Origin of the sequence: Streptomyces sp. NPDC097640 (genome assembly GCF_040302705.1) — a bacterium.
Lineage (GTDB): Bacteria > Actinomycetota > Actinomycetes > Streptomycetales > Streptomycetaceae > Streptomyces.
Genome location: NZ_JBEOSB010000003.1, coordinates 367,789 through 392,223, shown reverse-complemented (window position 1 = coordinate 392,223; position 24,435 = coordinate 367,789). Strand labels below are relative to the sequence as shown.

Genomic DNA, 24,435 nt, shown 5'->3' with positions numbered 1-24,435 from the left:
GTGCCAATGGCTTCGCGTCGGAACTACTCGCCCGCGTGGCCCGCCACCGCGGTGGCCGACAGCGCGGTGATGCTGTCGCCGGTGGCGACGTAGAGCCGCCCGAAACCGGCCGCGGCTTCGAAGGTCTCCGACGGCTTGTGCTTCCACCGTGACTTACCGTTCGTCGCGTTCACGGCCCAGATGAACGGCCACCGATAGTCGTCGTCCGGCTCGTAGTAGTAGCCCACGTCGCTGGCGATCCGCTGGCCGACCAGGACGTAGACGGTGGAGTCGGCGACCAGAAGGTTCACCAGGCCGACCTTGCCTTCGGGGATCACGGAAGAGCGCCACTTCTCTTCACCGGACCGGGGGTCGAGCGCGTGGAGCGTCAAGGTCGTCCGGCCGCCGGCGTCCGCGGTCTGCGTGGTGACGAAGACCTGCGAGCCGTTCGCGTTCGCCGCCGGGATGCCGAACCCCCCGTACCCCTTTGCGGGCTGCTTCTTGGTCCAGATGCGGACTCCGGTGGCGGGGTCGAAGGCGGTCAGACGGTCGGCCGCGTAGATGAGGGGGCCGTCCGACGCGCACAGGTTGGGGAGTTGGCTGACATCGCCCATGGCTTCAGGCAGAGGTGCCGTCCATCCCGGAGCGCCCTTCTTCCGGGCGTTGAGCACCTGGAGGCGGCCCTGCTGTCCGCTGCCGTAGGTGGAGAGCAGGTGAAACACCCGGTTTCCGGAGGGCGGCACGACCACGGTGGCGAATCCGGCGGACTTGGCGAACTCGCGCTCCCAGATCTTGCGGCGCGACGCGATGTCCACCGCCCAGACCATGTTGAAGTTTCCTCTTTCGATCGTGCTACCGGTGGCGTAGACGATCCCGTCCTGCCCACCGGACATCGAGCCGATGTAATACGGGTGCGGGGCAACGGGCGCCGACCACGTCCGCTTCCCTCTCGCGAGATCCACGGCGACGACTTGTGCGTCCACGTCGCTCGCGGCATCGACGGGGAGCGGGCCCCCGGCGCCGAGATAGAGCATGCCGTCACGGACCACACCGGCGCAGACTCCCCTGGCCCCGAGGACGTCCACGCCCAGCAGCGGCAGTCTCCAGCGCGTGTTTCCCGCAGTGTCGAAGCTCCAGACCGCTTCGGCGGACTCGTCCGAGTCCGGCCGAGCCCCGATCCACAGGACGCCGCCCTTGTGCGCGATGAGTGAGTCGATTCTCGGGACGCTGCTCCGCCACAGCGGACGCGCTTCCGCCACATCGCCGATCCTGGGCGTCGAGTCCGAGCCCGTGCCCCTGCCCTCGCCGCCGCCACTGCCGCCGCCGATGCTCTTCGCGGCGATCACCCCACCACCGATCAGGACGGCCGCTCCTCCGGCCAGGCCCAGGACCGCCCGGCGGCTCGGTCGCGTGGCCGTCGGTGACTGCGCGGCCGTCGGCGTCTGGATGGTCTGGACGGCCGGCTCGGTGTCGAGCGCCGCGAACGGCACCCTGCTGTCCACGACTTCGGTGACCTGACCGTCCGGAGCCAGCGTGGCCAGGACGTCCGCGATGGCCGGCCGATCGTCCGGCTCCTTGGCCAGACATGCCTGGACGGTGTCCCGGAGGGCCCCCGAGAGGTCGCCGAGCCGCGGCGGTTCGCTGATGATCCGGTGCACGATCGCGGGAATGGTCTCCGCGTCGAAGGGGCCGCGTCCCGTGGCAGCGAAGCCCAGGACGGCGCCGAGCGAGAACACATCGCTCGCGGGCCCGGCCTGGTCCGCGCGCACCTGTTCCGGCGACATGAAGGCGAACGTGCCGATGACCACGCCCAGGGACGTCAGCGCACTGGCGTCCACAGACCGGGCGATGCCGAAGTCGATGATGCGCGGCCCGTCGTCCGCCATGATGACGTTGCTGGGCTTCAGATCGCGGTGCACCAGCCCACACCCGTGGATCGCCGCCAGTCCTTCGGCGAGCCCGGCCCCCAGGGCGCGCAGGGCGTCCGGGGCGAGCGGGCCGTCCGTGGTGACGACCTCGTGCAGGGAGGGGCCGGGGATGTACGCCGTGGCCACCCATGGCGGTGTCGCGTCAAGGTCGGCATCAATGACCTGTGCGGTGTGGAAGCCGCCGACGCGCCGTGCGGCCTCGACCTCCCGGGCGAAGCGGCGGCGGAACTCCGGATTCCTGGCGTGCTCGGGGCGGATCACTTTGACCGCGACGAGGCGACCGCCGGGAGATCTGCCGAGGTAGACCTGCCCCATACCACCCGCGCCGAGCCGCCCCTCCAAGACGTAGGGGCCGATCCGTTTGGGGTCTGTCGGGAGCAAGTCGTCCATCAGCGTCCTTTCCGGCCCCGGGCGTCGTTCCCGGCCCCCATGCCCGCTGCCCCTGACCGGAGTTGTCCGGGAGACAGTCGAGCGCAGTTTGCCAGACGACATGCGGTGAAGGGCAACGGAGCGGCGGAACCACGTGCCTGGACGGGCGGTCGGCCTGCTGTGGCCGGCCGAGGAAACGCGTGTAGGCCCCCGGGCGGCCAACGCCGCGCCGGGAGCCAATCACTGCTGGTCGATGCCGCCTAGAAGCCCTTGCAGCGGGCCCCCGACTGCCAGGGCGCCTTGGCGCCGACGCAGACGTACACCACGACGCCCTTCGAGGAGGAGTCGCCCCACTGGAAGTGCTTGACGCCGCGCGACGGCCCGTCCGTGGCCAGCGGGCCCGACCACTGGCGCTTCCAGTGGCCGGTGTGCTTCTTGTCCCACCTCACGTACGCCCGGGCGGCCTTGCCGTCCCTGCTGCTGGTGTCCTGCACCCAGGAGGACGAGTAGTCGATGCGCGCGTTGTATCGGTTGTCCCAGCAGATGTGGGTGGCGGCGCGGGCCCCCGACACACTGCCGCGTGCGGAGCGGTGGTGCGGCCAGTTCCTGCCGCACTCCAGCCCCGCGGCCGCGGACGCGGTGGCGGACGCGGTGGCGCTCTTCTCTCCCGTGGCGGCCTTGGCGTCCGAGGACGCGGCGAAGGACGTGGTCGCCTGGGGGAGAATGAGGCTGCCCCCTAACACCGCTGTGCTTGCAGCGAGTATCAGCCTCTTGCTCTTGGACATATCACTCGATCCTTTGTCGCTTGTTGCTCCATGGGTCTTTGACCTGCGAGAGGTTGTTCTCCCGCAGGCGCTTGCGCGCTCTCGGCCCCCTGGTCGCGCGGGCCATGGGCGCGGCTACGGGTTCATTCTGTGGACCGGGGGCGGTGAAGTCGTTCGCCGAGAGCGCCCAGTACTTAGCTTTCTGCGCCAACTGCGCATACCGGCACGTCGCGACCGAAACACGGATGCGGCTGCCCTACGGAGACCCCTAGGCTGCGCCCGCAGGGAGGGCCAGGCGCCGTATCGACCATCAGTGGATCGGAGATGCACGGGGTATGACCAGTCAACTGTTCGCGATCTGCTTCAACGCGACCCGGCCGTCGGACCTGGCGCGCTTCTGGTCCGGGGTCCTGGGCTGGGAGGTGGCCGACGGTCCGGACGACGACGTCGCTGTCCTGTCCCCTGATACCGCCGGGTTCCGCATCCGTTTCCTGCCGAGCCAGGAGCCGAAGATCGGCCAGAACCAGGCGCACTTCGACCTGACGAGCACCTCCGCGGAGGATCAGCGGCAGACGGTGGCCAGGGCGCTGGAACTCGGCGGGAAACACATCGACGTGGGCCAGCTCCCGGAGGAGGGGCATGTGGTGCTCGCCGATCCGGACGGCAACGAGTTCTGCGTGATCGCGGCCGGCAACAAGTTCCTCGCCGACACTGGCTCCATCGGAGCGCTGGCCTGCGACGGTACGCAGGAGGTCGGTTACTTCTGGAGCGAGGCGCTGCGCTGGCCGCTGGTCTGGGACCAGGATCAGGAGACCGCGATCCAGTCGCCGAACGGCGGTACGAAGATCACGTGGGGTGGTCCTCCGGTGGCGCCGAAGACGGGCACGAACAGGCTGTACTTCGAGCTGGCGCTCCCCGCCGACGCCGACTGGGAGGCGGAGGTCGACCGCCTGATCTCGCTCGGCGCGACGCGCACCGACATCGGCGACGGCGAGGGCGAGGGCGTCCGAGTGCTGATGCTCGACCCCGACGGCAACGAGTTCTCCGTACAGAGGCCCCGGTAGCCGGTTCAGGGTCAGAGCGGGCCCAGCACATCTCGGGGTACGGCTGCCAGCTCAAGGGTTTCGAGCACAGTGAGCAGTTGCCGCTCCTCGTAGCGGAAGTGGTTCTCCATGATCGCGGCGATGCCTTCGAGGTGCTGGTCGAGCTCCTCGGGCGGCGCGGCCCGGTCGACCGCGGCACGGAGGCTGCCGAGCAGGTGGGCGATCATCGAATGATCCTGCTCGAGCGAGCGCAGCACCGGGCGCAGCTCCGGGTGCGCGGCTGCGATGGCCGGGAACAGGGTGCGGTCTTCGCCCTGGTGGTGGCCGTCGAGAGCCGTGCAGAAGCCGTGGCAATACAGCAGCAGTTCACGGGTGGCCGATTCGCCGGGGGTGCCGTCGGCGAGGGAGGCGCGGGTCACGGACAGCGCTTCGCGTAGTCGGCGGTGCACCTGACGGAGTTCTTGGCTCCAGGCAACGAGCCTGGTCGTCTCGCGCTCAGTCACGCGAGAGCGAAGGGTGCGACGAATACATCGTCGGCCTCCTTCGATCCGGCGCCTCCATGCCTGACACGGTCTGCCACCGGCACGCGACGCTTTCCGCACACTACCGCACCTGCTGGGTCAAGCAGTGTCTTTTCCCTGGTCACTGTCGTGTTAGTGGGATGTTAGTGGGGCGGCAGTGGTGCGGTAGTGGGCCCGGTCAGAGTTGTTGTCGTACCGAGCAGACGACGACACCAACTGCCCTTGGGGGACCCGAAATGCGCTCCGACACCACCGCCCGTATCGCCCGCCGCCGCTCCTTCCGCGTCGCCGCCGCGGTGCTGACCGCGGCCGCCGCGCTGACCCTGACGGCGTGCAACGGTGACGCGCAGTCCGCGGGTCCGGCTGACGCGGCTCCGGCCGGGTCCAGCAGCTCCTCGGGTTCCTCGGGTTCTTCGGGTTCTTCCGGTGGTGCGCAGGGTTCCGACGCGAAGGGCAAGGGTGGCGAGCAGGCGGCCGCCGAGGGTGGCGGCAGGGCGCATGCGGGTGTCGAGCGGTGCCGGACCGAGAACCTGGAGGCCGCGTTCGCCACGGGTGAGGACGCGCTCCCGGTGCCGGATGAGGACGGAGGCTCGACGACCGCCTCGATCGTGCTGATCAACAAGAGCACCAGCTCCTGCCGGATCGGCGGTTTCCCGGGTGTGGATCTGACCTCGATCAACGGTGGCGAGCGCTGGTCGCTGGCCCGGTCCTCGGAGAAGTGGAGCTCCTTTGAGCTGGAGGGCGGCCAGAGCACCTCGTTCGACCTCAACCTCGCCTTCACCAACGAGGAAGAGGGCTTCTACCAGCCGGCCTGGGTCGAGATCACCCCGCCCAACGAGACCAAGTCCCTCAAGATCGAGTGGCCCTGGGAGAACGACTCCCTCGTCGACCAGCGCGGCGCCACCCGCCCCGCCACCTTCGTCAACCCCATCGGCTGACCAACCCACAGCTGCCCCACGGAAGCCATCAAGGTCCGCAGCCCCGGTGCGTCACACCAGGGCAGCGGACTTTCCGTTTCAGCATCAGATAGGCACTGCCTATACGGGGCATCGATTTTTGGTCGTGGACCCTCCCGCGGACAGCCCGGTTCACTGTGGCTCACGTCAGCGCGGACCGATCGGGCTCGGCCTCGCGCGATCAGGGAGGCTGCAATGACGCATACCCCGGACAGCGAGCGAGTCGCGGCGAAACCGTGGTACCGGCAGTTGTACGTCCAGGTGCTGGTGGCCATTGTGATCGGCATCGTGCTGGGCTGGAGGTGGCCGGATCTGGCCACCTCCATGGAACCGATCGGCACGACGTTCATCACCGCGATGAAGATGCTGATCGGCCCGATCGTCTTCCTGACCATCATCGGTGGGATCGCCGGGGTCGCGGACCTGAAGAAGGTCGGGCTGACCGGCCTCAAGGCGTTGACGTACTTCCAGATCGGCACGATCGTCGCCCTGCTGACCGGGCTGGTGGCGATCAACGTCTTCCGCCTCGGCGACGGCGTGCACGCCGATCCGTCGACCCTGGACACCTCGGGCGACGCCGGTCAGTACATCGCGAAGGGCGAGCACCAGCACTGGTGGGAATTCCTCACCAATATCGTGCCGAGCAACGTCTTCGGCCCGTTCGTCGAGGGCGACATCCTTCAGGTGATCTTCCTGGCGGTGATCTTCGGCATCGCGCTCAAGGCCGTGGGGAAGGCGGGCGAGCCGTTCATCGCGGGCGCGGGCCGGCTGACCGAAGTCGTCTTCAAGGTGCTGTCGTTCGTCATGAAGGCCGCCCCGCTCGGGGCCTTCGGCGCGATGTCGTACGCCATCGGGAAGTACGGTCTGTCCACGCTGACCAGCCTCGGATCGTTGATCCTGCTCTTCTACGCCACGTCCGTCCTGTTCGTCGTGGTCGTGCTCGGCGGTGTGCTCGCCGCGTATGTGAAGCTCAACATCTTCCAGCTCTTCCGCTACTTCAAGGAGGAGTTCTTCCTGATCCTCGGCACCTCGACCGCCGAGCCCGCGCTGCCGGGGCTGATGCGCAAGCTCCAGCACATGGGGGTCGAGCGCTCCACGGTCGGGCTGGTCGTGCCGACCGGCTACAGCTTCAACCTCGACGGTGCGGCGATCTATCTCTCGCTCGCCACGCTCTACATCGCCCAGGCCACGGACACGGCCCTGTCCATCACCCAGCAACTCGGCCTGCTCGCGGTCATGCTGCTGACGTCCAAGGGCGCGGCCGGTGTGGCCGGCGGCGGTTTCATCGCCCTCACCGCCACGCTGTCGACGGTCGGGCACGTTCCGGCGGCGGGCATCATGCTCATCTTCGGCATCGACAAGTTCATGTCGGAGTGCCGGGCGCTGGTGAACTTCTTCGGCAACGCCGTCGCCACCCTCGTGGTCGCCAGGTGGGAGAACGGCGTGGACCTGGCGAGGGCGAGAGCGGTCCTCTCCGGCCGCGCGGCGGACCGGCAAACCATGACCCCCGTGCCCGTCCAAGCCGGCCACGGATCCGGCCACGGATCCGGCTACGTCTACGAAGGTACGGAAACCAGCAGCTAGAGGTGGACCGGGCGGCGGCTGCCCGGCGGATAGGTTGGCCCTCCGCAGCCGAAAACGACCGGGGAGGCACCATGGACGCCCGGCAGCTCGAGTACTTCCTGGCCATCGTCGAACACGGCGGCTTCAGCAAGGCCGCCGCCGCGCTGCACGTGGCACAGCCCTCGCTCTCCCAGGCCATGGCCAACCTGGAGGCCGACCTCGGAGTGGCCCTTTTTCACCGGGTCGGCAGGGGAGTGGTGCTCAGCGAGGCGGGCGCGGAGCTGCTGGAGCCCAGCCGGCGCGTCCTGCGTGACCTGGCCGCCGTACGGGACACCGCCGCCGCGCTCACCGGGCTGCACGGCGGCACCGTCGAGGTCGCCACCATGCCCTCGCCCGGCATCGAGCCGCTGACCACGCTCATCCAGCGCTTCGCCGAGCTGCATCCGTCCGTCACGGTGAGCACGCAGGCCGCCTTCACCCCGGACGAGGTCGTCTCGCTGGTCCGCAGCGGCGCCTGCGAACTGGGCCTGCTGGGCAGCGCCGCGCCCGCGCACCCGTCCGGGCTGGACGTGCTGCACGTCGAGGACCAGCCGTTCGTGGTCGTCGCGGCGCCCGGCGGGGCGATCGAGGACGGGGTCACGATCCGGCCCGAGGACCTCGCCGGGCAGAAGCTGATCGCGTCCCGTCCGGGCAGCCTGATGCGAAGCATCGTCGACGACATCACCGCGGGCGGCACCGGGACGGAGATCGTGGCGGTCGTCGACCACCGGACGTCCATCCTGCCGCTGGTCCTCACCGGGGTCGGCGCCGCCGTGCTGCCGTCCTCCTGGACCCGGCTGGCGCGCCGCTGCGGCGCCGTGGTCGCGCCCATCGAACCGACCGCCCACCTGCATGTGGCGATGGTCGGCCTCCCCGCCCACCTCACCCCCGCGGCCCACGCCTTTCTCGCCCTGACCAGGTCATTCGCCCAGCGGCGGGCGCGGAGCGGCGGACCCGAAGGCTGAGACGCAACGCTTGAGCGGAACCCATCGGCCGCACCTATGGGTCGCATCGGAAGCACATCTTGGACGCGCCGCGACCGCCCTGTGTTGACTCGAACCGACCGCACCCCAGCGAGCCGGAGGGCCGCCGCCATGACCGCACCTCGTACGTTCCGTATCGCCGCCATCCCCGCCGACGGCGTGGGCAAGGAGGTCGTCGCCGCCGGACGTGCCGTCCTGGACGCCCTGGCCGAGGACTCCGCCGAGGACTCCGCCGGGGCCTTCGCGTTCGAGTGGGAGGAGTTCCCCTGGGGCTGCGAGTACTACGAGCGCACCGGCAGGATGATGGACGAGGACGGTCTCGACCAGCTGAAGGACTTCGACGCCATCTACTTCGGCGCGGTCGGCTGGCCCAACGTCCCCGACCACATCAGCCTCTGGGGCCTGCGCCTGAAGATCTGCCAGAGCTTCGACCAGTGGGCCAACATCCGCCCCGTCCACTTCCTCCCCGGCGTCACCAGCCCGCTGCGCAAGGCCGACGACACCGAGCTCGACTGGGTCGTCGTCCGCGAGAACAGCGAGGGCGAGTACGCCGGCCTCGGCGGCCGCAACCTCTCCGGGCGCGGCCAGGGCGGCGAAGTCGCCGTCCAGACCGCCCTGTTCACCGAAGTCGGCTGCGAACGCATCATGCGCTTCGCCTTCGACCTCGCCCGCACGCGCACCCGGCGCAAGGTCTCCTCCGTCACCAAGAGCAACGCCCAGCAGTACGGCATGGTGCTGTGGGACGACGTCTTCAAGCGCGTCTCCGCCGACTACCCGGACGTGGAGACCGAGAGCGTCCTCGTCGACGCGATGTCCGCGAAGTTCGTCCTCCGCCCCGAGGACCTCTCCGTCGTCGTCGCGTCCAACCTCAACGCCGACATCCTCTCCGACCTCGGCAGCGCCCTCGCCGGCAGCCTCGGCCTCGCCGCCAGCGCCAACCTCAACCCGGAGCGCCGCTTCCCCAGCATGTTCGAGCCCGTCCACGGCTCCGCCCCCGACATCGCGGGCCAGGGCCTGGCCAACCCGATCGGCGCGGTCGGCAGCGCCGCCCTGATGCTCGACCACCTCGGCCTCCCCGCCCAGGCCGCCCGTCTCCACCGGGCCATCGAAACCACGACCGCCGCCGGCATCCTCACCCGCGACCTCGGCGGCACGGCCACCACCGACGACGTCACCAAGGCCCTCATCGACGGGCTGAACGCCTGACGGCGCCCTCAGGCGGGGCAGGCATCAGGGCGCAGGCCCCGCGGATGTGGTGACTGGCCCGGCAAACCCGTCCGGGTGGGTGAAGGGCCCGGCATCTTCGCCGTCCCGCTCGCCATCTGGCGCCGGTAGGCGCCGGGCGGCATGCCGACGAGCTCGGTGAAGCGGGTGCTGAAGGCGCCCAGCGACACGCAGCCGACCGCGAAGCAGACCTCGGTGACGCTGAGATCCCCGTGGCGCAGCAGCGCCGTCGCGCGCTCGATGCGCCGTGTCATCAGGTACGAGTAGGGCGACTCGCCGTAGGCGAGCCGGAACTGGCGGCTGAGGTGCCCGGCCGACATCTTCACGCCGCGGGCCAGCGCCTCGACGTCCAGCGGCTGCGCGTACTCCCGGTCGATCCGGTCGCGAACGCGACGCAGCAGCGCGAGGTCGCCCAGATGCTGCGCTGCGGCGCGTGCACGCCCCCATGAGGGGTGACACATGAGAGAACTCCTTTTCAGCGTGCCTGCGTAGGTGGGCGGCGGATGGCTCAGCGCAGTTCCTGGATGCGGACCATGTTGCCCGCGGGGTCGCGGAAGGCGCAGTCGCGGATGCCGTACGGCTGCTCGGTCGGCTCCTGGACGACCTCGGTGTCGCCGGCCTGGACGTTCTCGAAGGTTGCGTCGAGGTTTTTGGTGGCCAGGAGGATCCAGCCGTAGGTGCCCTTGGCCATCATCTCGGAGATGGTGCGGCGCTCGTCCTCGGTGGTGCCGGGATCGGTGGCCGGGGGCGCCAGGAGGATGGCGGTGCCGGGCTGGCCGGCGGGGCCGACGGTGATCCAGCGCATCGTGCCCTGCCCGACGTCATTGCGGACCTCGAAGCCGAGGATGTCGCGGTAGAAGGCCACGGACGCGTTCGGATCGACATGCGGAAGAACGCTCGTGTGAATGGTGATGTCCATGCCCATCACGCTAGGTGCGGCTCTGTGACCAGCGCTTCTCGATTCCTGATCGATCCGCACCCCCGCTGACTCACGCGCCGCCTGACGCCGCGTCCGCTCTGCGCGCCCCGGCCGCACCATGCTCACCACGGTGGACCGGCTGCTCAAGTGCCGTCTTTGATGTCAGATTTGGGTGTCAGGCCGGCCGGGGCGCGATGCTATCCGCGCCGTAGTCATAGCCATCCTGCTTGAAGCCGGGGGCTTCCCACGTCAGATCCACCTGCTGTCCGGGCGACAGCGCGCGAAACGTGCCCGGGCCGCGGTCGGCGGGCGCCGGGAACGGGCGTACTGCTGGTTACACAACGATGACATTGGGGCGTACAACGGGGGACCTGCTTCCCGTGTCGGACTGTGTGGGGGCGCGGCGCGCGGCGCGTGCCGTGTTGAACTCGACCACGCTGAAAGGCAGTTGTATGTCCCGAGCAGGACGCAGGATCCGTACCGCACGGCTGGGCTCGCCCCTGGCCGCCGCGGTGCTGCTCGCCGGAGGGCTCAGCGCCTGGGCCCTCACCGGAGCCCCGGCCCAGGCCGCCCCCGCGTCGGTGGACGTCCAGGACGACTTCAACGGCGACGGCTACGCCGACCTCGTCATCGGGGCGCCGACCGCCACGGTGTCCGGCAAGGCGAAGGCCGGCTATGTGGCCATCACGTACGGCTCGGCGAACGGACTGTCCACCGCCAACAAGAAGATCGTGAGCCGGTCGACCAGCGGGATCCCCGGCTCCGCGACCGCGGGCGAGCGCTTCGGGCTGACCTTCACCAAGGGCGACCTGGACGGCGACGGCTACAGCGACCTCGTGATCGCGGGCGGCCCCGGGGGCTCCGTCGTGCTGTGGGGCTCCGCCTCCGGGCTCACCGGCGGCACAAAGCTCGCCGGGTACGGGCAGGCCCCGCAGGCCGGTGACTTCGACGGGGACGGGAAGACCGACCTCGCGCTGTTCGCCCACAGCACCGTCGCGGGCGACGACCCGCCGAGCGCCAAGGCCGCCCTGTGGAAGGGCCCGATCTCACGGTCCGGCACGCCCGCCGCCGTGCTCAACATCCTCGACAAGTCCGAGTGGTGGGGCTACGACGAGGACGACGCCTCCTGCGCCACGGGTGGCGGCTGCGAGGAGGACGGCGACTCGATCAGCGGGCCCATCGTCAACGGGCACGTCGGCGACGTCAACGGCGACGGCAAGGACGACATCGTCCAGTGGATCTACACCGGTGACGGAACCTGGGGCAACCGGCTGCTGAACGGCGGCGCGTCGGGCTTCACCAAGTCCTGGGTCCCCGGCGAAGGCGCGGGCAGCGGCGTCGCGGGCACCGGCGTGGGCGACGTGAACGGTGACGGCTTCGACGACGTGGTGGTCGGCGTCGACGGCTGGAGCAGCAAGGTCCGCGTCGCCTACGGCTCGGCCTCCGGCCTGTCCGAGGCGAACACGAAGTCCTTCGACCAGGACCTGCCCGGCTTCTACGGCGCGGAGGAGGAGGGCGACGGCCTCGGCACGGCGGTCTCCGTGGGCGACGTGAACGGCGACGGCTACGCCGACATCGCCCTCGGCATCCCCGGCGAGGACTTCAGCGGCCTCACCGACGCCGGTTCCTTCGCCCTGGTGCCCGGCAGCGCCTCCGGCTTCATCGGCACCGGCAGCCAGGTCTTCCACCAGAACACCCCCGGGGTGCCCGGAGTCGCCGAGACGGGCGACGAGTTCGGCGCCACCACCGCGCTCCTCGACATCAACGGCGACGGCCACCGCGACATCGCCGTCGCCTCCACCGCCGAGAACGGCGACAACGGCGCTGTCTGGGTACTGCGCGGCACGCCGACCGGTCTGACCACGACGTCCGCCCTCGCCTTCGGCCCCGGCGACCTGTCCGCGCCCGCCACGAAGGCGCTGTTCGGGTACAGCCTGCGCTGACCGGCCGGGCGGAGTGACGGTACGGGCCCCGCACGGCCGGCCTCGCTCGCGTGGCCCCTGGCTGCCGGCCAGGGGCCACGGCGCAGGCTCCGCGCGTCTGCCTGCGTTCGCCATGCTCAGCGGTCGAGCGCAGGGGAACGGTTCGCTGTCCGTCAGCGTCGTCCCTCTCCGGGGCACGGTGGCTGTGCCCCGGAGAGGGGAGACCGGGTGCATACGGGCGGCTTCGCCAAGTGGACAAGGCGGTTCGAGGACGCGCGCGAGCGCAGGCGCGCCCAGGGTGACCCGGACTGGGAGCAAGGCGCGACGCTGCATCCGGCGGTGTCGGCCAGCATCCAGCGCTTCCAGGTCGGCGAGGCCGGTGACGGCGCCAACCTCGTCGGCAAAGCGGATGAGGCCGGCGACGGCGACTACGCACAGGCAGTCCGGCTCTTTGTCGCCGAGGAGCAGAACCACGCCCGTCTCCTCGCTCGGCTGTTGGCCGCAGGTGGTGCACCGACGTTGACCGGCCACTGGAGCGACAAGGTCTTCGCCCGGCTGCGGCGTCTCATGGGCCTGCGCATGGAACTGCTGGTGCTGATGATCGCTGAAGTGGTGGCACTGCGTTACTACCGGGCTCTGCGCGATGGCACCGACGACTCGCTCACTTCGGATGTGGCGGCGCGGATCCTGTCCGACGAGCAGCGCCACGTCCCGTTCCACTGCGAGCGACTGCACACCTCCCTGGCGGAGCTGCCCCGCGCGATGCGCCGCCCGGTGATGGCCCTATGGCAGCTTCTTCTGCTCGCGGTCTCCCTCGTCGTCGCCGCCGACCACGGTCGGGCGCTGCGACGACTCGACATCGGACGCCTGCGATTCGTGGCTGATGTCGCGGCCTCGTCCGGCGCGGTCGTCTCCGCGGTGCTGTCGCCCCGCCCAGACGCATGGACGAGCGCGGGCTGACAACAGACAGCCCACCGCTTCCCGCCCATCACCGCTCGTTCGGGTGCGCACCTCGTGCGGGTCCCAGCCCGGGTGTCCAGGCTTGACCTTGGGATGTGTCTCCTCGTGAAGGTGAAGGAACATGCCGACGTACATCGCCTTGCTGAGCTGGACTGATCAAGGGGCCCAAAACTACAAGGACACCGCGAAGCGTGCCGAGACCTTCGGCTCAGCGCTACAACAGCTCGGGGCCAAGCTCCTCAGCATCTACTGGACCATCGGTCCATACGACGTTGTGGCCGTCGTCGAGGCGCCTGACGACGAAACCGCCACGGCAGCACTCATGCAACTGGGTGGGGTGGGCAGTGTCCGTTCCACGACTCTGCGGGCCTTCGGCCGGGAGGAGGTGGAGCGCATCATCGCCAAGGCGGCCGGCTGACGATCACCACACGGGCTGACCCTGCGGCCTCGGCGCCGATCTGCCCACCGCTCCCCTGGGCAGAGGACAGAGGGCAGATCGGCTTGGGCTTCAGCGACCAGAACGGCGTGCTGAAGGTGCCCGCAGACGGCTATGCGTCAAGTGCCGGCGTCAGGCCGAGCTGGTGCCCTTGAAGCCGTAGTGGCGGACGTCCTTGCCGTCCTCGTCCCAGTTGAGCCTCAGCGCACCGTCGGCGTACCCGCTCTTGCTGCCCACGTACTTCTTGATCGCGGACGAGGTCCACGAGCCGTTGCCGCTGCCGTCCATGGCCGCCATCTTGGCCCGGATGTCGAAGTCTTTCCTGGCCAGGACGGTGTCCGGGCCGGCGTCGGCGCGCTTGAGATACAACCGGAAGTGGGCGCTGTCGAAGGTTTCCTTCAGGTCGGATCCGGAGTACCACGGGGCCGCGTCCCAGGTCACCTTGGCCTTGGCATAGACGTAACCACCGGACCGGGCCACGCAGTTCTTGACGGTGAAGTCCCAGTTATCCGCCCACGGACCGGAGTACCCCGCGTCATCGATGGTGCGGGAGCTGGTCTTGCACTTCCAGCTCAGCGCGGACGCCGGGGAGGCGGCCAGCACCGATGCGCCGACGACGGTAGCGCCGACCAGCGCAGCCGACATGACCTTCCTGTGCACGGACGACCTCTGCGCAGGTGATACTCGATGCAGACTCAGTTTCATGGGTCCCCCTTGGGTTGTTGTTGGGTTTTACTTTGCCAAAGCAGTGGTCGATCACCTTACAGTGCCTTCTCGGTCGCACCTTCCGACATCAAGTAGGGGCGGCAACCCCGCACTTGGCCTCATGCCAGGAACGCGAGGCCGCCAGTTGGTGGCATGCACCTGTCGATCATCTGGACTCTGAGCGGACTTAAGTGGCACGGAGCCAGACAAAGCGAAGGGCCAGCCGGCGAGGAAACCCCTCCTGAGGTGGCCCTTTGTTCTGTGCCCCGGCAGGATTCGAACCTGCGATACCCGCTTTAGGAGTGGGATCGAATCCTGGCCGGGTGGTGCCGGAGGCTGCTGCCTGGAGCTGTTCCACTTGGTCAGCGCCACGCGGCTTCGTGCCCAATCCCGCTCGTGACACATCATGCCGGGCTGTCCGCTCACGCACCGCTCACGCGTCGGGGGTGCTTCTCGCCTCTGGTGGAGCGGGCGCTGGTGCATGCGAGCCCAGCAAGATCTACAAGGAGCTGCTAGCCGCGATGACGCAACTGTTGGACTACCGGCACCACGGCTAGACAGAGCAGCGCGGTTCCTCCGAACGCTGTGCCTGCCGAGAGCAGGGCACCGGAAGCAGGGGTGCCGTCGACGACCTTGAGGAATCCGACGCATGCCGCGACGAGGGCGGAGAGCAGCACCATGACCAGCAGCCAGGGAATCCAGGCACTGTTCGCGGGTTCGGAGGCCGACGTGGGAGGGGTTGTCGGAGCGGACGGTTGGTGCCGGGTGTTCACAGCGGTGCTTCCTTCTCGAATTGGTGGCGGGGGAAGGTGTCAGGGGCGGGTTCGGCAGACGGGTCCAGTAGCGCACCGGCCAGGGCGATGCGGGTGCGCCGTACTGAGGCGGCGACGGCCAGATGCGCGCGGTCCAGCTCGTCAAGGCCGTTCAGCGCGGCCACGATCTCCTGCTGCTCGGCCAGGTCCGGCAGCGGAATCCGCAGTGACCCGAGGGATTCGGACCGGAGCGACGGGGCCGCAGTGGCCGCGGCCCGGTCCCGCATCCAGGCGACGGACTCGTCCAGGCACAGGTAGTAGAGCAGGTACTCCGGCATTACCCGGTCCTCATGCCCCTCGGACACACGGAGCCGGATGATATTGGGGCTCATCAGCCAGCCGGCCTGATGCTGCTGCACCAGCGCCGGCGGAGCGATCGCACCAGAGCGGACACACAGGATGTCCTTGTCCCGCAGTTCAAAGTTCCTCAACCGACGGGCCGTCTCCTCTGCCACCCGTTCGTCCGCCTCGTCGCTGATGCGCCGGTCCTTCAGATGCCGTGGGAACACCACGGGAACCAGGCCGTTGGCGCTGCGCTGCTTCTTGCCGAGCTTGGAATAGGACGGTCCGGCCTGGATCTCGCACAGTGAGTCGAGGCTGGCCATGGAGGCCGGCTGGTTCCTCCGGAGCAGCAGTCCATGGTCCCCGACGAACGGCAGTCGGGCGGCGGCGCCCTGTATATCTCGTAGGTGCTGCTCGGCGTCGCTCAGCCGCTCCCAGGCGGACACGACCTCGTGCTCGAAGTCCTCCCTTCCGTCGCTCCGGTGTTCGACATGGTCAAGAGGGTTGAGCGAGTAGTCGCTGCGCCGCAGTGCTTCCCGGGATACCCGGGCGGCGGGCACATGTGGCTCTGCGGTCGTCATCCCGAAGGGAGGTGCGATCCCTCCCGTGTTTCTGTGGGCGCGGTAGGCGTCGAGGAGAGATTCGGCGTCCAGGGCATCGAGGACCCGGCGCGAGCCGTTCTTCATTCCCATGTGCCGTGCGTCGAGGAACAGTGTGCTGTCGCACGGGTTGTTGGGGTGGCGCAGCATCCACACGGAGACTGGTACGGCGGTGCCGGTGAACAACTGGGCTGGCAGGGCGATGACACAGTCGACGACTCCGCTCTCCACCAGATTCCGCCGGATGGTCCGTTCGGCCTTGTGACCGGAGTTGCCTGCCTTGTTGGGCATGATGATCCCGGCTCGGCCCCGCTCGCGCAGCTTCGCCAGGCAGTGCTGGACCCAAGCAAGGTTGTCGTTGTCGAGGGGTGGAGCCCCGTACTCCCACTGTCCCTCGCGGCGTTCTCCGCGGCCTGGGTCACTCATGTTGAACGGTGGGTTGGTGAGCACGATGTCGAACGACTCCAGCGGGGCCCGCTCCGGGCCGTCGTGCCAGGGGACTGTGCGCTTGAGGTCAAGAGTCGGGGAGACGCCATGAAGAAGGAGATTCATGGTCGCCAGACGCCAGGTGTCGGCACGCCGGGTCTCGCCGTACGTCCGCAGCGTCTCCTTGCGCGGCAGACCGTCCTTGTCCAAGGCACAGGAGGCCATCGCCTCGATGAGGAACCCGCCATCGCGGGCGTAGGGGTCGTAGACGGACTCCGGTTCCCCGGGACCGAACTCCGAGCAGGCCAGCCGCGTCATCAGCCGGACCACGGCGCGAGGAGTGAAGAACTCGCCGCTGCCAAGCGCGGCCCTTTGCTCGTACTCGTCGAGGATCAGCCCGAACACGTCCTCGGCGAGGCGGCTCATCGCGTCCACGACATTGCGAAGGTCACGGGCGGTCCGTGGCTCCAGGCGCCCCAACGCCTCCTGCATGCTTGAATGGACGCCGAGGCCACGCATGTCCTCGTCGGCCGCGCGTCCGATGTCCCGGAGCAACTGGGCGGCCTCGTCGAGACTGCTGAGGGCACGGGCGCGGGCGGCCAATGTGTCGAAGCGGTCCGCGGCGGCGCCGCGGAGATAGTGGAGACAGAGCAGCAGGTTCAGATAGTCGAGCACGCTGGCCGCCCCCCGTACCCGATCGACGAGACTGCCCATCAGATCGGTTACGAGTTGCCGGCTCTCGGGGCGGGGTTCATCGACAGTGCCGGTCGGGATGCGGTACGACGGCCCGGTGCCGAGATGGCACCTCGCCGCGTCAGCCGGGGGCTTCCCGGCTCCTTCCCATTTCCGGGTCCGGTCCCCGTAGGTGGTGCCGACGGGCTCTCCTGCGACGAGCCGTCCGGGCGGCACCGGCCGCCGGTCCAGCCAGTCCATGATTTCCGACCGTCGGAAGTAGTCCTGCCCGTTGGAGCGCCGCGGCGAGGGGAAGTCGGTCTCCTGTCTTTCCCAGGCCGTCACGGTCGGTCGGCTTACGCCTGCGAGCGTGGCGATCTGTGCTCGTCCGAGCAGCGGATCCTCACCGGTCGGCAGATACGACATGAGCGCGGGGCCCCCTTCAATTGCGCCATGAGCAATGGTCGATGGAGAGTGAGCCTAGAAGCGCACGACTCTGCTGAACAACTGCGCACCTGAAGTGCGCAGCCTCTCCCATAGGCAAGGACTAGAGGTGTTCGTGTGTCGTCGGCCCCTGTTACGCCGGTCTGGCCGCCATCCCTGATGGCTCTATTGCCACGTGCCGCTTGAAGAGGGTGTTGGGATCAGCTCTCCTTCAAGGCGGCAGTGGTCACTGGAGGGCCGGCTCGGCTCAATGGCGCCGCGTGCAGAGGTCTGCACTTGAGATCCGCATCCCACCTCCGGGAAGTGAGCAGGTCCGACCTGCGTCTGTGCCACTGTTGAACTTGTCCATGACCGGTTGGCGCGAGGGGATGGCGTGCGGCTGTCGCGGGGTGGTGGGGCGGGAGGCGGTCTGTTTGCTCGCCCGCACGCGTGGGGCCTCCGCCGCTCCTCTCGCTGGACGAACTGCCCTTCAGCCGCCCTGTCGACCCCCGGTGGTGTGTCACGCAGGACAAAGGAGGCGCACTGTCAGTCCTCGGTATCGGGCCAGCCGGAGTAGACCGATTCGGAGCCCGGTGCCTCCTTAGCCCCCATCAGTGCGGAGCTGACATCCAGCGCACATGGGTCGTTCGGGTGGAGCCTTAGATAGTCGGTCGCGTACTGATTCACAACAGGCTGCAAGTCTCCCAGGTACGGGGACCGCAGCAGACTGACGAGAAGGACGTGCGAAGCCGGGTCCTTGATTCGTGGCGCTACCCACTTCACCGCCGGTGGAAGGATTTCGACCGCTGTGCTGGCAATGGCGGCGTTAACAATCAATCGATGGAGATCGAAGCAGGCCAGGGCGTCGTAGGCGGCCTTGGCCTCCGCTTCGGGCGTGGTGGCGCGCTGGTGGATCTGCTCGCGGAGGCGGCACAGATCCGGGGCGGGTTGGTCGGTGATGCGGGCGAGGTCGCCGAGGCAGGCGGCCGGGCGGATCAGGCAGGGCAGTCCTAGTAGCAGGGCTTCGGCCGCGCAGCGGCTCCAGCCCTCCCGCATCTTCGGGGTGAAGACGCCGACGTCGCAGGCGCGCAGGAGGCGGAGGTAGGCGGGGCGGGGCAGGCCGTGGTGGGTGCTGGTGGAGGGTGTAGACGACGGCCAGTACCTTCTCGCGCTCCACCAGCGTCAGCCACTGGCGGGACTCGTCCGTCGCGGACTGTGCGATGGCGCTCAACGCCGACATGGCCCCCCGTTGTTTCTCTCGTGCGGGTTTCCCCGGGCTCGGACATTCACAGATCTCTCGTCTGATCCGATGCCCGGCCCGGCGGACAAATGCCTTGCCGGGCCCTTGCGGAAACCTCCTAAGCGCGGTGACCGGTCCTCAGGTGACAGAGGCGGAGGCATGGAGCACGTCGGGGATACGGCCCCGGCCGATTGCCATTTGAGGAGCCTTCTGCAGCTCATGCGAGACACCATGCAGAGCGCCGGTAAGCGGGGAGCGAGCCCACGGCTTGCGGCCCTGGGCGAAGACGTGATCCCCGGGTGTTCGCGCCCCCACGGCTTGCAACGGCCGAGCCTCATGAGCACGAAGATGACCGGCTCGATCGAGCAAGGGGGCGCTGATCCGATGGACGTAGTGCCGCGTCGGCGTGATGTCAGTCGCCGAGGATCGCCTGCCTGGCCGCTCTCGCCCAGATAGCTTGCTGCTGCACGGTGAATCCCATGCGGTTCCAATGGAAGAGGATGTGCCTGGCCAGGATGGCGCGTGTGCCGAGGCTGAGCCGCCCTGTGCGGCCAGCGTCTGCGATGGCCTGTCCGGAGTGTTGCAGTCCAGTGATCCACTTGGCGAGGGTCGTGAGCGGGCCATCGGCCGCGAGCGCGGGTTCGGGGTCGGTTGTCAGGAGCTTCTGAAGCTTGCCCGTCATCGCGGTGACCCCCTTCATGGGAACTCCGTCGGGCAGTGGCCTCTTCGCTTCAACGCGTGCCCACACGTCGCCCTGTTCGCTCCACTCCTGCCCGGCTGCGCGTAGGAACGCGCTGATGACGAGGAACGAGGTCGCCTTGGCGTCGAGGAGTTCGTTGGAGTCCACTTTCGGGTCATGTACGTAGTCGAGAACGCCGACGCTGTCTGTGTGGAACAAGCCGTGGGCCATCCTCATGCCGTCCGGGCCGCCGAATGCGGCCGTCTCCGGCTCGTGCAGGCTCGGCCACCAGCGCTTGACCAGCCCCATGGCGACCGTGCGGTCGAGGGCGTCGGTCAGGTGCTGCGCCACGTCCTCGGCGGTCGACTTCGGTCCGGGAGTGACTCGGAGGCGCCAGCAGGGGTGCTTGCGGAGGAACCACCATGCCGTGACTGTTCCGGTGTCTGTCGCCGTCCGCAGGGTTGGCAGCACGTAGGTGATGAAGGCGTGCTCGGCGGTCGTGTAGTCGGCGAACTCGATGCACACCTGGTGCCAGCCGGTGGGGTTGGGCTGAGTGTCGAGTGCGGCGCGGCCGGCGGCGCGGTATAGCTCGACGGCTTCGGCGAGACGTCCCGGTGACCAGCGGACTTGGGTGGCGGCGTCCGCGACGGGGGCTCCGGCAAGGACGGCCAGGATGGCTGTCTCGGTCGTACTGGTGTTGTGCGGATCCACCGTTATGCCTCTCCACGGGATGAGGAAAGTGGTCAGATGAGGAGCAGGCAGGCGTCCCAGTCGCTGGCGGGGGTCGTGTCTGGCTCGGCGCTTTGGAAGGCGAGGGCCGCTCCGGCCGTGCCTTCGAGGAGCCCCGTTTCCGCCGGGGGGCCAAGGCTGAGGAAGCGTTCGCTGAGCTGCGGCAGGCGGTCGGTGATCAGGTCTGGATTCTCCGCGTCCTGGGCAACGCGTTGAACGACGCGCATCAGGCCGGCGACGCCGTGGCACAGGCCGCGGTTGGTGAGCTGGTCGAGCTGGTGGGGGTCGGCGAGACAGTAGAGCAGGGCACGCTCGGCCATGCGCTTGCGGTGGACATCGCCCTGCGCGGTGGCGGCGAGCTGCTGGGCGCGGACCAGGCCGGGAGTGCCGTAGCACCAGGATGGCGCCGTCGGTTTGGTGGGCGCTGTGGTGGTTCTGGTGATCCAGCGCGGCCAGTGGGTTCCTCGGTGGTCGCTCTGGCGTATCCGGTCGAGCCAGCGGCAGATGCGGGCCATCGCGTCATCGTGACCGTTGACGGTGATGCCGTGTCGTTTGGCGAGGGCGAGGAGTGCCAGTGGACCGGTGATGCCGTGGGCGAGACCTGCGTTGGCGTGGCCGCCGGGGGTAGGTTCGCCGAGGCGAACGGGGGCGTGCCATACCCACCAGCCGGGCAGCGTTTCCCCGCCCCGGCTGGGGATCGGTTCGGTGAGGCGCACCAGGTACTCCAGGACTCCCTTCATCTCGTCGCTGGCGGGGGCGCGGCGAAGGAGGAGGGCGCCCAGCCCGGTCAGGCCGCGCAGGAGGTCGTACTCGGCGAAGCTGGTCTGCGTTCCTTGGTCGATGCGCGCGTGTGCGGCGTCGAGGCGGCGGCGGGTGTGCGCGGCCACGAGCTCGTCAAGGGTGTGCAGCGCGCTGGCATATCGGTTGTTGTCAGCGGCGGCCAGGTGCAGGGCGTACGCCATCGCGGGGGCGCCGAGGAACAGGTTCGCGTCGTTGTTGTCGATCAGCGGGCCGGTGGCGGCGAGCTGGCGATGTACGGACTGCCACGAGCCGATACCGCGGTGGGCTCGCTCGATGTGGAGCAGGGCGATGCCGAGAGGGCCATGAGCCAGGGACTGCCGGGTGGCGGTTTCCTTGTCGACGATGGGCGGAGCGGTCGTCACCGGAGGGCTCCTTTGGTTCGTGCGGTCCAGGAGATGGCGGCGGCGCGTGCCAGACGACGGCAGGTGGCTTCACCATCGGGGTCTATACCGGCCGCCCGGTTGTGGTGCATGTGCAGCAGGAAGGGCAGGACGGTGGTCGGGTCGCCACCGTCGTCTGCGAGGGCAGCGCGGTACGTCTCCAAGGCGCCGCGGCGGTGGGCCCAGGTTGTTGCGACGCCTTCACCTCCGGGCAGGGCGCGCAGGGCGGCGAGATCGGTGTCGGGCGCGCTCATGCCCGTGGTCTGGGCCTGAAGATCTCGTGCGGGTGCTTCCCCCTCCGTCTTCAGCAGGTTCTCGACCAGCCAGCGGCGGCCAGTCGCCGGGTTGCCGGTGAGGACGGTGGCGATGTCCGCGAAGCTGGCCGCGGTGACGGCCGGACGTAGCTCGGCCGGGAGGCTGAGCATCATCTGGGCAGTGGCTGCATTGGAGTCCGCGGCGAAGTAGTGTTCGGCAGCGTCGAGGGCACGTCCGGTGCCGTAGCGGCCGGTCTCGGGCTCGTCGGTGTCCCACTGGATGTGGCTGATCAGCCCGTCATTCCGGAGAGCTGCTGCCCAGGTCCCGACGCGCTGTGCGGCATCGCCGAATGCGTGCGGGCCGGGCAGTCGGAGCCGTAAGCGCAGATGGGCGCCGGAGTCGTTGTAGCGCGTGAACCACCACAGTGGTGACTCGTCTCCCCACTCCTGGAAAAGGGCGGGCAGGTGCGTGGCCAGGATCTCTGGGGCGCGGTCGGCGTGAGAGTAGACCTTCAGGAACGTCCACCGGCTGGTGCCGGGGATGCGTCCGGAGTTGCGGCTGACAACTGCTTTCGTGCTCGCCGTGGACGGTGAGGGTGGCAGGGTTGAGGCGAAGGGCATGGTGATCTCGTGGGCGTGGCCCAGCCAGCCGAGCGCGTCCTCGTCGGGCGCTTCGTGCATGGTCACCGCGTCCGTGTGCACCAACTCTGCTCGCAGCAGTTGCAGATGAGTGGGGTTGTGCAGGTCGAGGCGCAGGCGCTGGTCATCGGAGCCGAGGTAAACGGTTCGGGTCACGCCGTAGCGGCAGCGCCAGTCCGTGAAGCGGTGCATCCAGCCGGGCTCGCTCTCGCTGCCGATGTCGCGCTGCCTCAGTCGCCAGCAGGCAGGGGAGAGGATCGTGCGGCCGATGCGGACCTCAGGGAGGAACGGCAGTCGGGTGGCCGCACCCCATGCGAACGGGGTGAGGGCGGCGACGTGCGAGCGGTGTACTCCGGTCAGGAAGCGGACCAGAGGATGGGTGGCGTTGGTGAGTTCCACGGCGTTCATCACCGTCGGCTCGATGTGCTGGCCGGTGGACAGCGACATCAGGTAGAAGCGTTGGGTGTCCGCGCTGACGGCGAGATCGTCCAGGTCGAGCGTGGCGGTCGGGTTGTGCTCGCCCAGGGAGAGCAGGTGTGGGGCGATGGCGGGTGCGCGGCTGACGTTCTGGGTGCGGAGCCGTAGCGGCGGGCTGGAGATTTGAGCGATGGACGCGTCGGTGTCGAGGGTGGGCATGGCGGCGTAGGCGGCACGCATGCGGTCCCGGTCAGGCTGCTTCAGCATGGCCAGGAATCGGCCCGTTGTCCTGCCCGCGCCCAGTGACAGGCCCGCGAGGTTCAATGCGAACCGGCCGCTTTGCAAGGCGTCCAGAGAGTCTGCCAACACCGTGAAGCACATTTCGATGTGAGCGGGAACCTGGGCGACGTCGCCAACGGTGAGGGCAGCGCAGTCTTCCTCCGTGAGCACGATCTCGTGCACACGGTTCACCGCGGCTTCCTGGGCGAGCGCGAGGAGGCATTCGTCGCGGCGGGTCGTGGCCACGACAGGACGTTTCAGGACCGAGCCCCGGTAACCGGCCGGGAAGCCGAGCCCGACGTCAGGATCGACGAGATCGCAGACCGGGACGAGCGCGCCCATGCTGTACCGCTCCAGGAAGCGGGCGTGGTAGTCCTGCCAGGCCGGATACCCGGCAGGGTACGGCGAGATGCGGGCGATGACTGCAAGAGCGCGCTCTGCCTCCTCGGCGACAACGGACGGCAGAGTGACGTCGCAGTCGGGCCGCAGGTTCGCCACGAGGGGGCGGTCAGGGGTGCTGCTCAGGGCCGTCATCCGTCGGGTCGCCTCGGTGCGGACGGTCCGTTGCCCGACGGGTGTGGCGGTGTCGTGCCGGGTGAGGAGCTGGTGGACTTCTCGGAGAGCGGCTGCGGTCTCGGAGACAGCGTCCGCGCCGATGGCGTCGAGCTGGGCCACGAGATGGCCGAGGGAGTCGTCGGCCGTCATGGGCGCCCGCAAGCTGGTCAGAAGAACCCGGTTCGCCACGAGGCCGCGCACCATGTCCTCGATCACCGCGCTGGGGGTGTTCGGGTAGTCGGTGCTCAGCTTGGCCACGATGTCTCCGACGGTGATGGGCGACTGGGCGACGCGGAGCACCGTCTCGACAGCGGGGGTGCGCCGCATCGTCACCTCGACGGGGCCGTCCTTGCCCGGATGCTGCGGTACGACGATCTTGGTGCCCCGGACGATGCAGGTGGGGTCGGCCATGACGGGCAGGCGCCGCAGCAGGTCGGGTGCTGTCTCTAGGGCGGTGATGATCGCAGTCAGCCACTCGTCGTCCGCACGGGCGGCCACGTGGTGCTTGGTTCCCCAGCGGGCTTCTGCTGTGTCACCCAGCCGTACGGGCGCGGGGCCGGCGAAAAGGCCGAACGGCGTGGCGCGGTGCTGCATTCGTAGCAGGTAGCGGACCAGGGAAACCGCGGTGCGCCGCACCGGACGGGGGCGCTGGGTACGGCAGCTGAGGATGCCATTTACGGCATCGGCCAGGAGCGGACTGGCGAACTCGATGGCCGTGGCCGTGGTGTCGTTCGCCCAGACCTGTTCGATCCACTTCCGCCAGCGGTCGACGTCATCGGCGGTGGTGCCGTTCAGGTCCGGCCAGGGAGGCAGTGTGGCCGCCAGTGGACGAACTGCGGTTCTGATCAGAACCGCGTCAACGGCGTCGTACATCGCTGTGCCTCCTTCGTCGTCTCGGGTGGTGCGTGCCGACGGCCCCTGACCGCCGGCACGCACC

The 24,435-nt window shown here is 68.9% G+C and carries 20 protein-coding genes and 1 pseudogene; 8 read left to right on the top strand and 13 right to left on the bottom strand.

All coding sequences use genetic code 11. The annotated features are described in order from the left end of the window. Window positions 1–23: 23 nt before the first annotated feature. Complete coding sequence (locus ABTY62_RS06225; protein WP_352128201.1) at window positions 24–2,297, bottom strand: protein kinase domain-containing protein; 2,274 nt, start codon at window positions 2,295–2,297, stop codon at window positions 24–26. A 239-nt stretch (window positions 2,298–2,536) separates the two neighbouring features. Beyond that, window positions 2,537–3,061, bottom strand: coding sequence for a hypothetical protein (locus ABTY62_RS06220; RefSeq protein ID WP_352128200.1), 525 nt, complete (start codon window positions 3,059–3,061; stop codon window positions 2,537–2,539). Between the two features lie 314 nt (window positions 3,062–3,375). Here ABTY62_RS06220 and ABTY62_RS06215 point away from each other — a divergent pair, with 314 nt between their 5' ends. After that, window positions 3,376–4,104, top strand: a complete 729-nt coding sequence (locus ABTY62_RS06215) for a VOC family protein (protein WP_352128199.1) — start codon at window positions 3,376–3,378, stop codon at window positions 4,102–4,104. An 11-nt stretch (window positions 4,105–4,115) separates the two neighbouring features. Here ABTY62_RS06215 and ABTY62_RS06210 read toward each other — a convergent pair whose 3' ends face one another. Then, complete coding sequence (locus ABTY62_RS06210; RefSeq protein ID WP_502997413.1) at window positions 4,116–4,532, bottom strand: hemerythrin domain-containing protein; 417 nt, start codon at window positions 4,530–4,532, stop codon at window positions 4,116–4,118. 308 nt (window positions 4,533–4,840) lie between these two features. Between ABTY62_RS06210 and ABTY62_RS06205 the strand changes: the two genes are divergently transcribed. The 4 genes from ABTY62_RS06205 (at window position 4,841) to ABTY62_RS06190 (ending at window position 9,351) form a co-directional block, all read left to right on the top strand. Further along, entirely contained in the window at window positions 4,841–5,542 is a 702-nt protein-coding gene (locus ABTY62_RS06205; RefSeq protein WP_352128197.1) for a DUF4232 domain-containing protein, read from the top strand. Between the two features lie 213 nt (window positions 5,543–5,755). After that, window positions 5,756–7,144 carry a C4-dicarboxylate transporter DctA gene (dctA, locus tag ABTY62_RS06200; RefSeq protein WP_352128196.1) on the top strand — a complete coding sequence of 463 codons (1,389 nt, stop codon included), beginning with the start codon at window positions 5,756–5,758 and terminating at the stop codon, window positions 7,142–7,144. A gap of 71 nt (window positions 7,145–7,215) precedes the next feature. After that, the gene (locus ABTY62_RS06195) at window positions 7,216–8,127 is read left to right on the top strand and encodes a LysR family transcriptional regulator (RefSeq protein WP_352128195.1); all 912 of its coding nucleotides are present in this window, start codon (window positions 7,216–7,218) and stop codon (window positions 8,125–8,127) included. 129 nt (window positions 8,128–8,256) lie between these two features. Continuing rightward, complete coding sequence (locus ABTY62_RS06190; RefSeq protein WP_352128194.1) at window positions 8,257–9,351, top strand: tartrate dehydrogenase; 1,095 nt, start codon at window positions 8,257–8,259, stop codon at window positions 9,349–9,351. An 8-nt stretch (window positions 9,352–9,359) separates the two neighbouring features. Here the strand turns inward: ABTY62_RS06190 and ABTY62_RS06185 are convergent, their stop codons facing one another. The 3 genes and pseudogenes from ABTY62_RS06185 to ABTY62_RS06175 form a co-directional block, all read right to left on the bottom strand. After that, on the bottom strand, window positions 9,360–9,830 hold the full coding sequence (locus ABTY62_RS06185; RefSeq protein ID WP_352128193.1) for a helix-turn-helix domain-containing protein: 471 nt from the start codon (window positions 9,828–9,830) through the stop codon (window positions 9,360–9,362). 47 nt (window positions 9,831–9,877) lie between these two features. Then, window positions 9,878–10,288, bottom strand: coding sequence for a VOC family protein (locus tag ABTY62_RS06180; RefSeq protein WP_352128192.1), 411 nt, complete (start codon window positions 10,286–10,288; stop codon window positions 9,878–9,880). A gap of 175 nt (window positions 10,289–10,463) precedes the next feature. Continuing rightward, a pseudogene (locus ABTY62_RS06175) lies at window positions 10,464–10,574 on the bottom strand (cold shock domain-containing protein); the annotation flags it as partial. 166 nt (window positions 10,575–10,740) lie between these two features. Here ABTY62_RS06175 and ABTY62_RS06170 point away from each other — a divergent pair. The 3 genes from ABTY62_RS06170 (at window position 10,741) to ABTY62_RS06160 (ending at window position 13,588) form a co-directional block, all read left to right on the top strand. Continuing rightward, on the top strand, window positions 10,741–12,231 hold the full coding sequence (locus ABTY62_RS06170) for an FG-GAP-like repeat-containing protein (RefSeq protein WP_352128191.1): 1,491 nt from the start codon (window positions 10,741–10,743) through the stop codon (window positions 12,229–12,231). A 207-nt stretch (window positions 12,232–12,438) separates the two neighbouring features. Further along, window positions 12,439–13,170 (top strand): ferritin-like domain-containing protein, encoded by a 732-nt coding sequence (locus ABTY62_RS06165; RefSeq protein WP_352128190.1) that lies wholly within the window; start codon window positions 12,439–12,441, stop codon window positions 13,168–13,170. Between the two features lie 121 nt (window positions 13,171–13,291). After that, on the top strand, window positions 13,292–13,588 hold the full coding sequence (locus tag ABTY62_RS06160; protein ID WP_352128189.1) for a GYD domain-containing protein: 297 nt from the start codon (window positions 13,292–13,294) through the stop codon (window positions 13,586–13,588). A gap of 150 nt (window positions 13,589–13,738) precedes the next feature. Here the strand turns inward: ABTY62_RS06160 and ABTY62_RS06155 are convergent, their stop codons facing one another. The 7 genes from ABTY62_RS06155 to ABTY62_RS06125 form a co-directional block, all read right to left on the bottom strand. Further along, on the bottom strand, window positions 13,739–14,251 hold the full coding sequence (locus ABTY62_RS06155) for a hypothetical protein (protein WP_352128188.1): 513 nt from the start codon (window positions 14,249–14,251) through the stop codon (window positions 13,739–13,741). Between the two features lie 572 nt (window positions 14,252–14,823). Further along, window positions 14,824–15,084: a hypothetical protein gene (locus ABTY62_RS06150; protein WP_352128187.1), complete on the bottom strand. Its 261-nt coding sequence runs from the start codon at window positions 15,082–15,084 to the stop codon at window positions 14,824–14,826. Next, entirely contained in the window at window positions 15,081–17,528 is a 2,448-nt protein-coding gene (locus ABTY62_RS06145; RefSeq protein ID WP_352128186.1) for an N-6 DNA methylase, read from the bottom strand. The genes ABTY62_RS06150 and ABTY62_RS06145 overlap by 4 nt, the downstream gene beginning before the upstream one ends. A gap of 543 nt (window positions 17,529–18,071) precedes the next feature. Beyond that, window positions 18,072–18,581, bottom strand: a complete 510-nt coding sequence (locus ABTY62_RS06140) for a hypothetical protein (protein WP_352128185.1) — start codon at window positions 18,579–18,581, stop codon at window positions 18,072–18,074. A 596-nt stretch (window positions 18,582–19,177) separates the two neighbouring features. Beyond that, window positions 19,178–20,155: a thiopeptide-type bacteriocin biosynthesis protein gene (locus tag ABTY62_RS06135; protein ID WP_352128184.1), complete on the bottom strand. Its 978-nt coding sequence runs from the start codon at window positions 20,153–20,155 to the stop codon at window positions 19,178–19,180. Between the two features lie 32 nt (window positions 20,156–20,187). Then, window positions 20,188–21,336 (bottom strand): lanthionine synthetase C family protein, encoded by a 1,149-nt coding sequence (locus tag ABTY62_RS06130; RefSeq protein WP_352128183.1) that lies wholly within the window; start codon window positions 21,334–21,336, stop codon window positions 20,188–20,190. Then, on the bottom strand, window positions 21,333–24,371 hold the full coding sequence (locus ABTY62_RS06125; RefSeq protein ID WP_352128182.1) for a lantibiotic dehydratase: 3,039 nt from the start codon (window positions 24,369–24,371) through the stop codon (window positions 21,333–21,335). The genes ABTY62_RS06130 and ABTY62_RS06125 overlap by 4 nt, the downstream gene beginning before the upstream one ends. Window positions 24,372–24,435 lie beyond the last annotated feature (64 nt).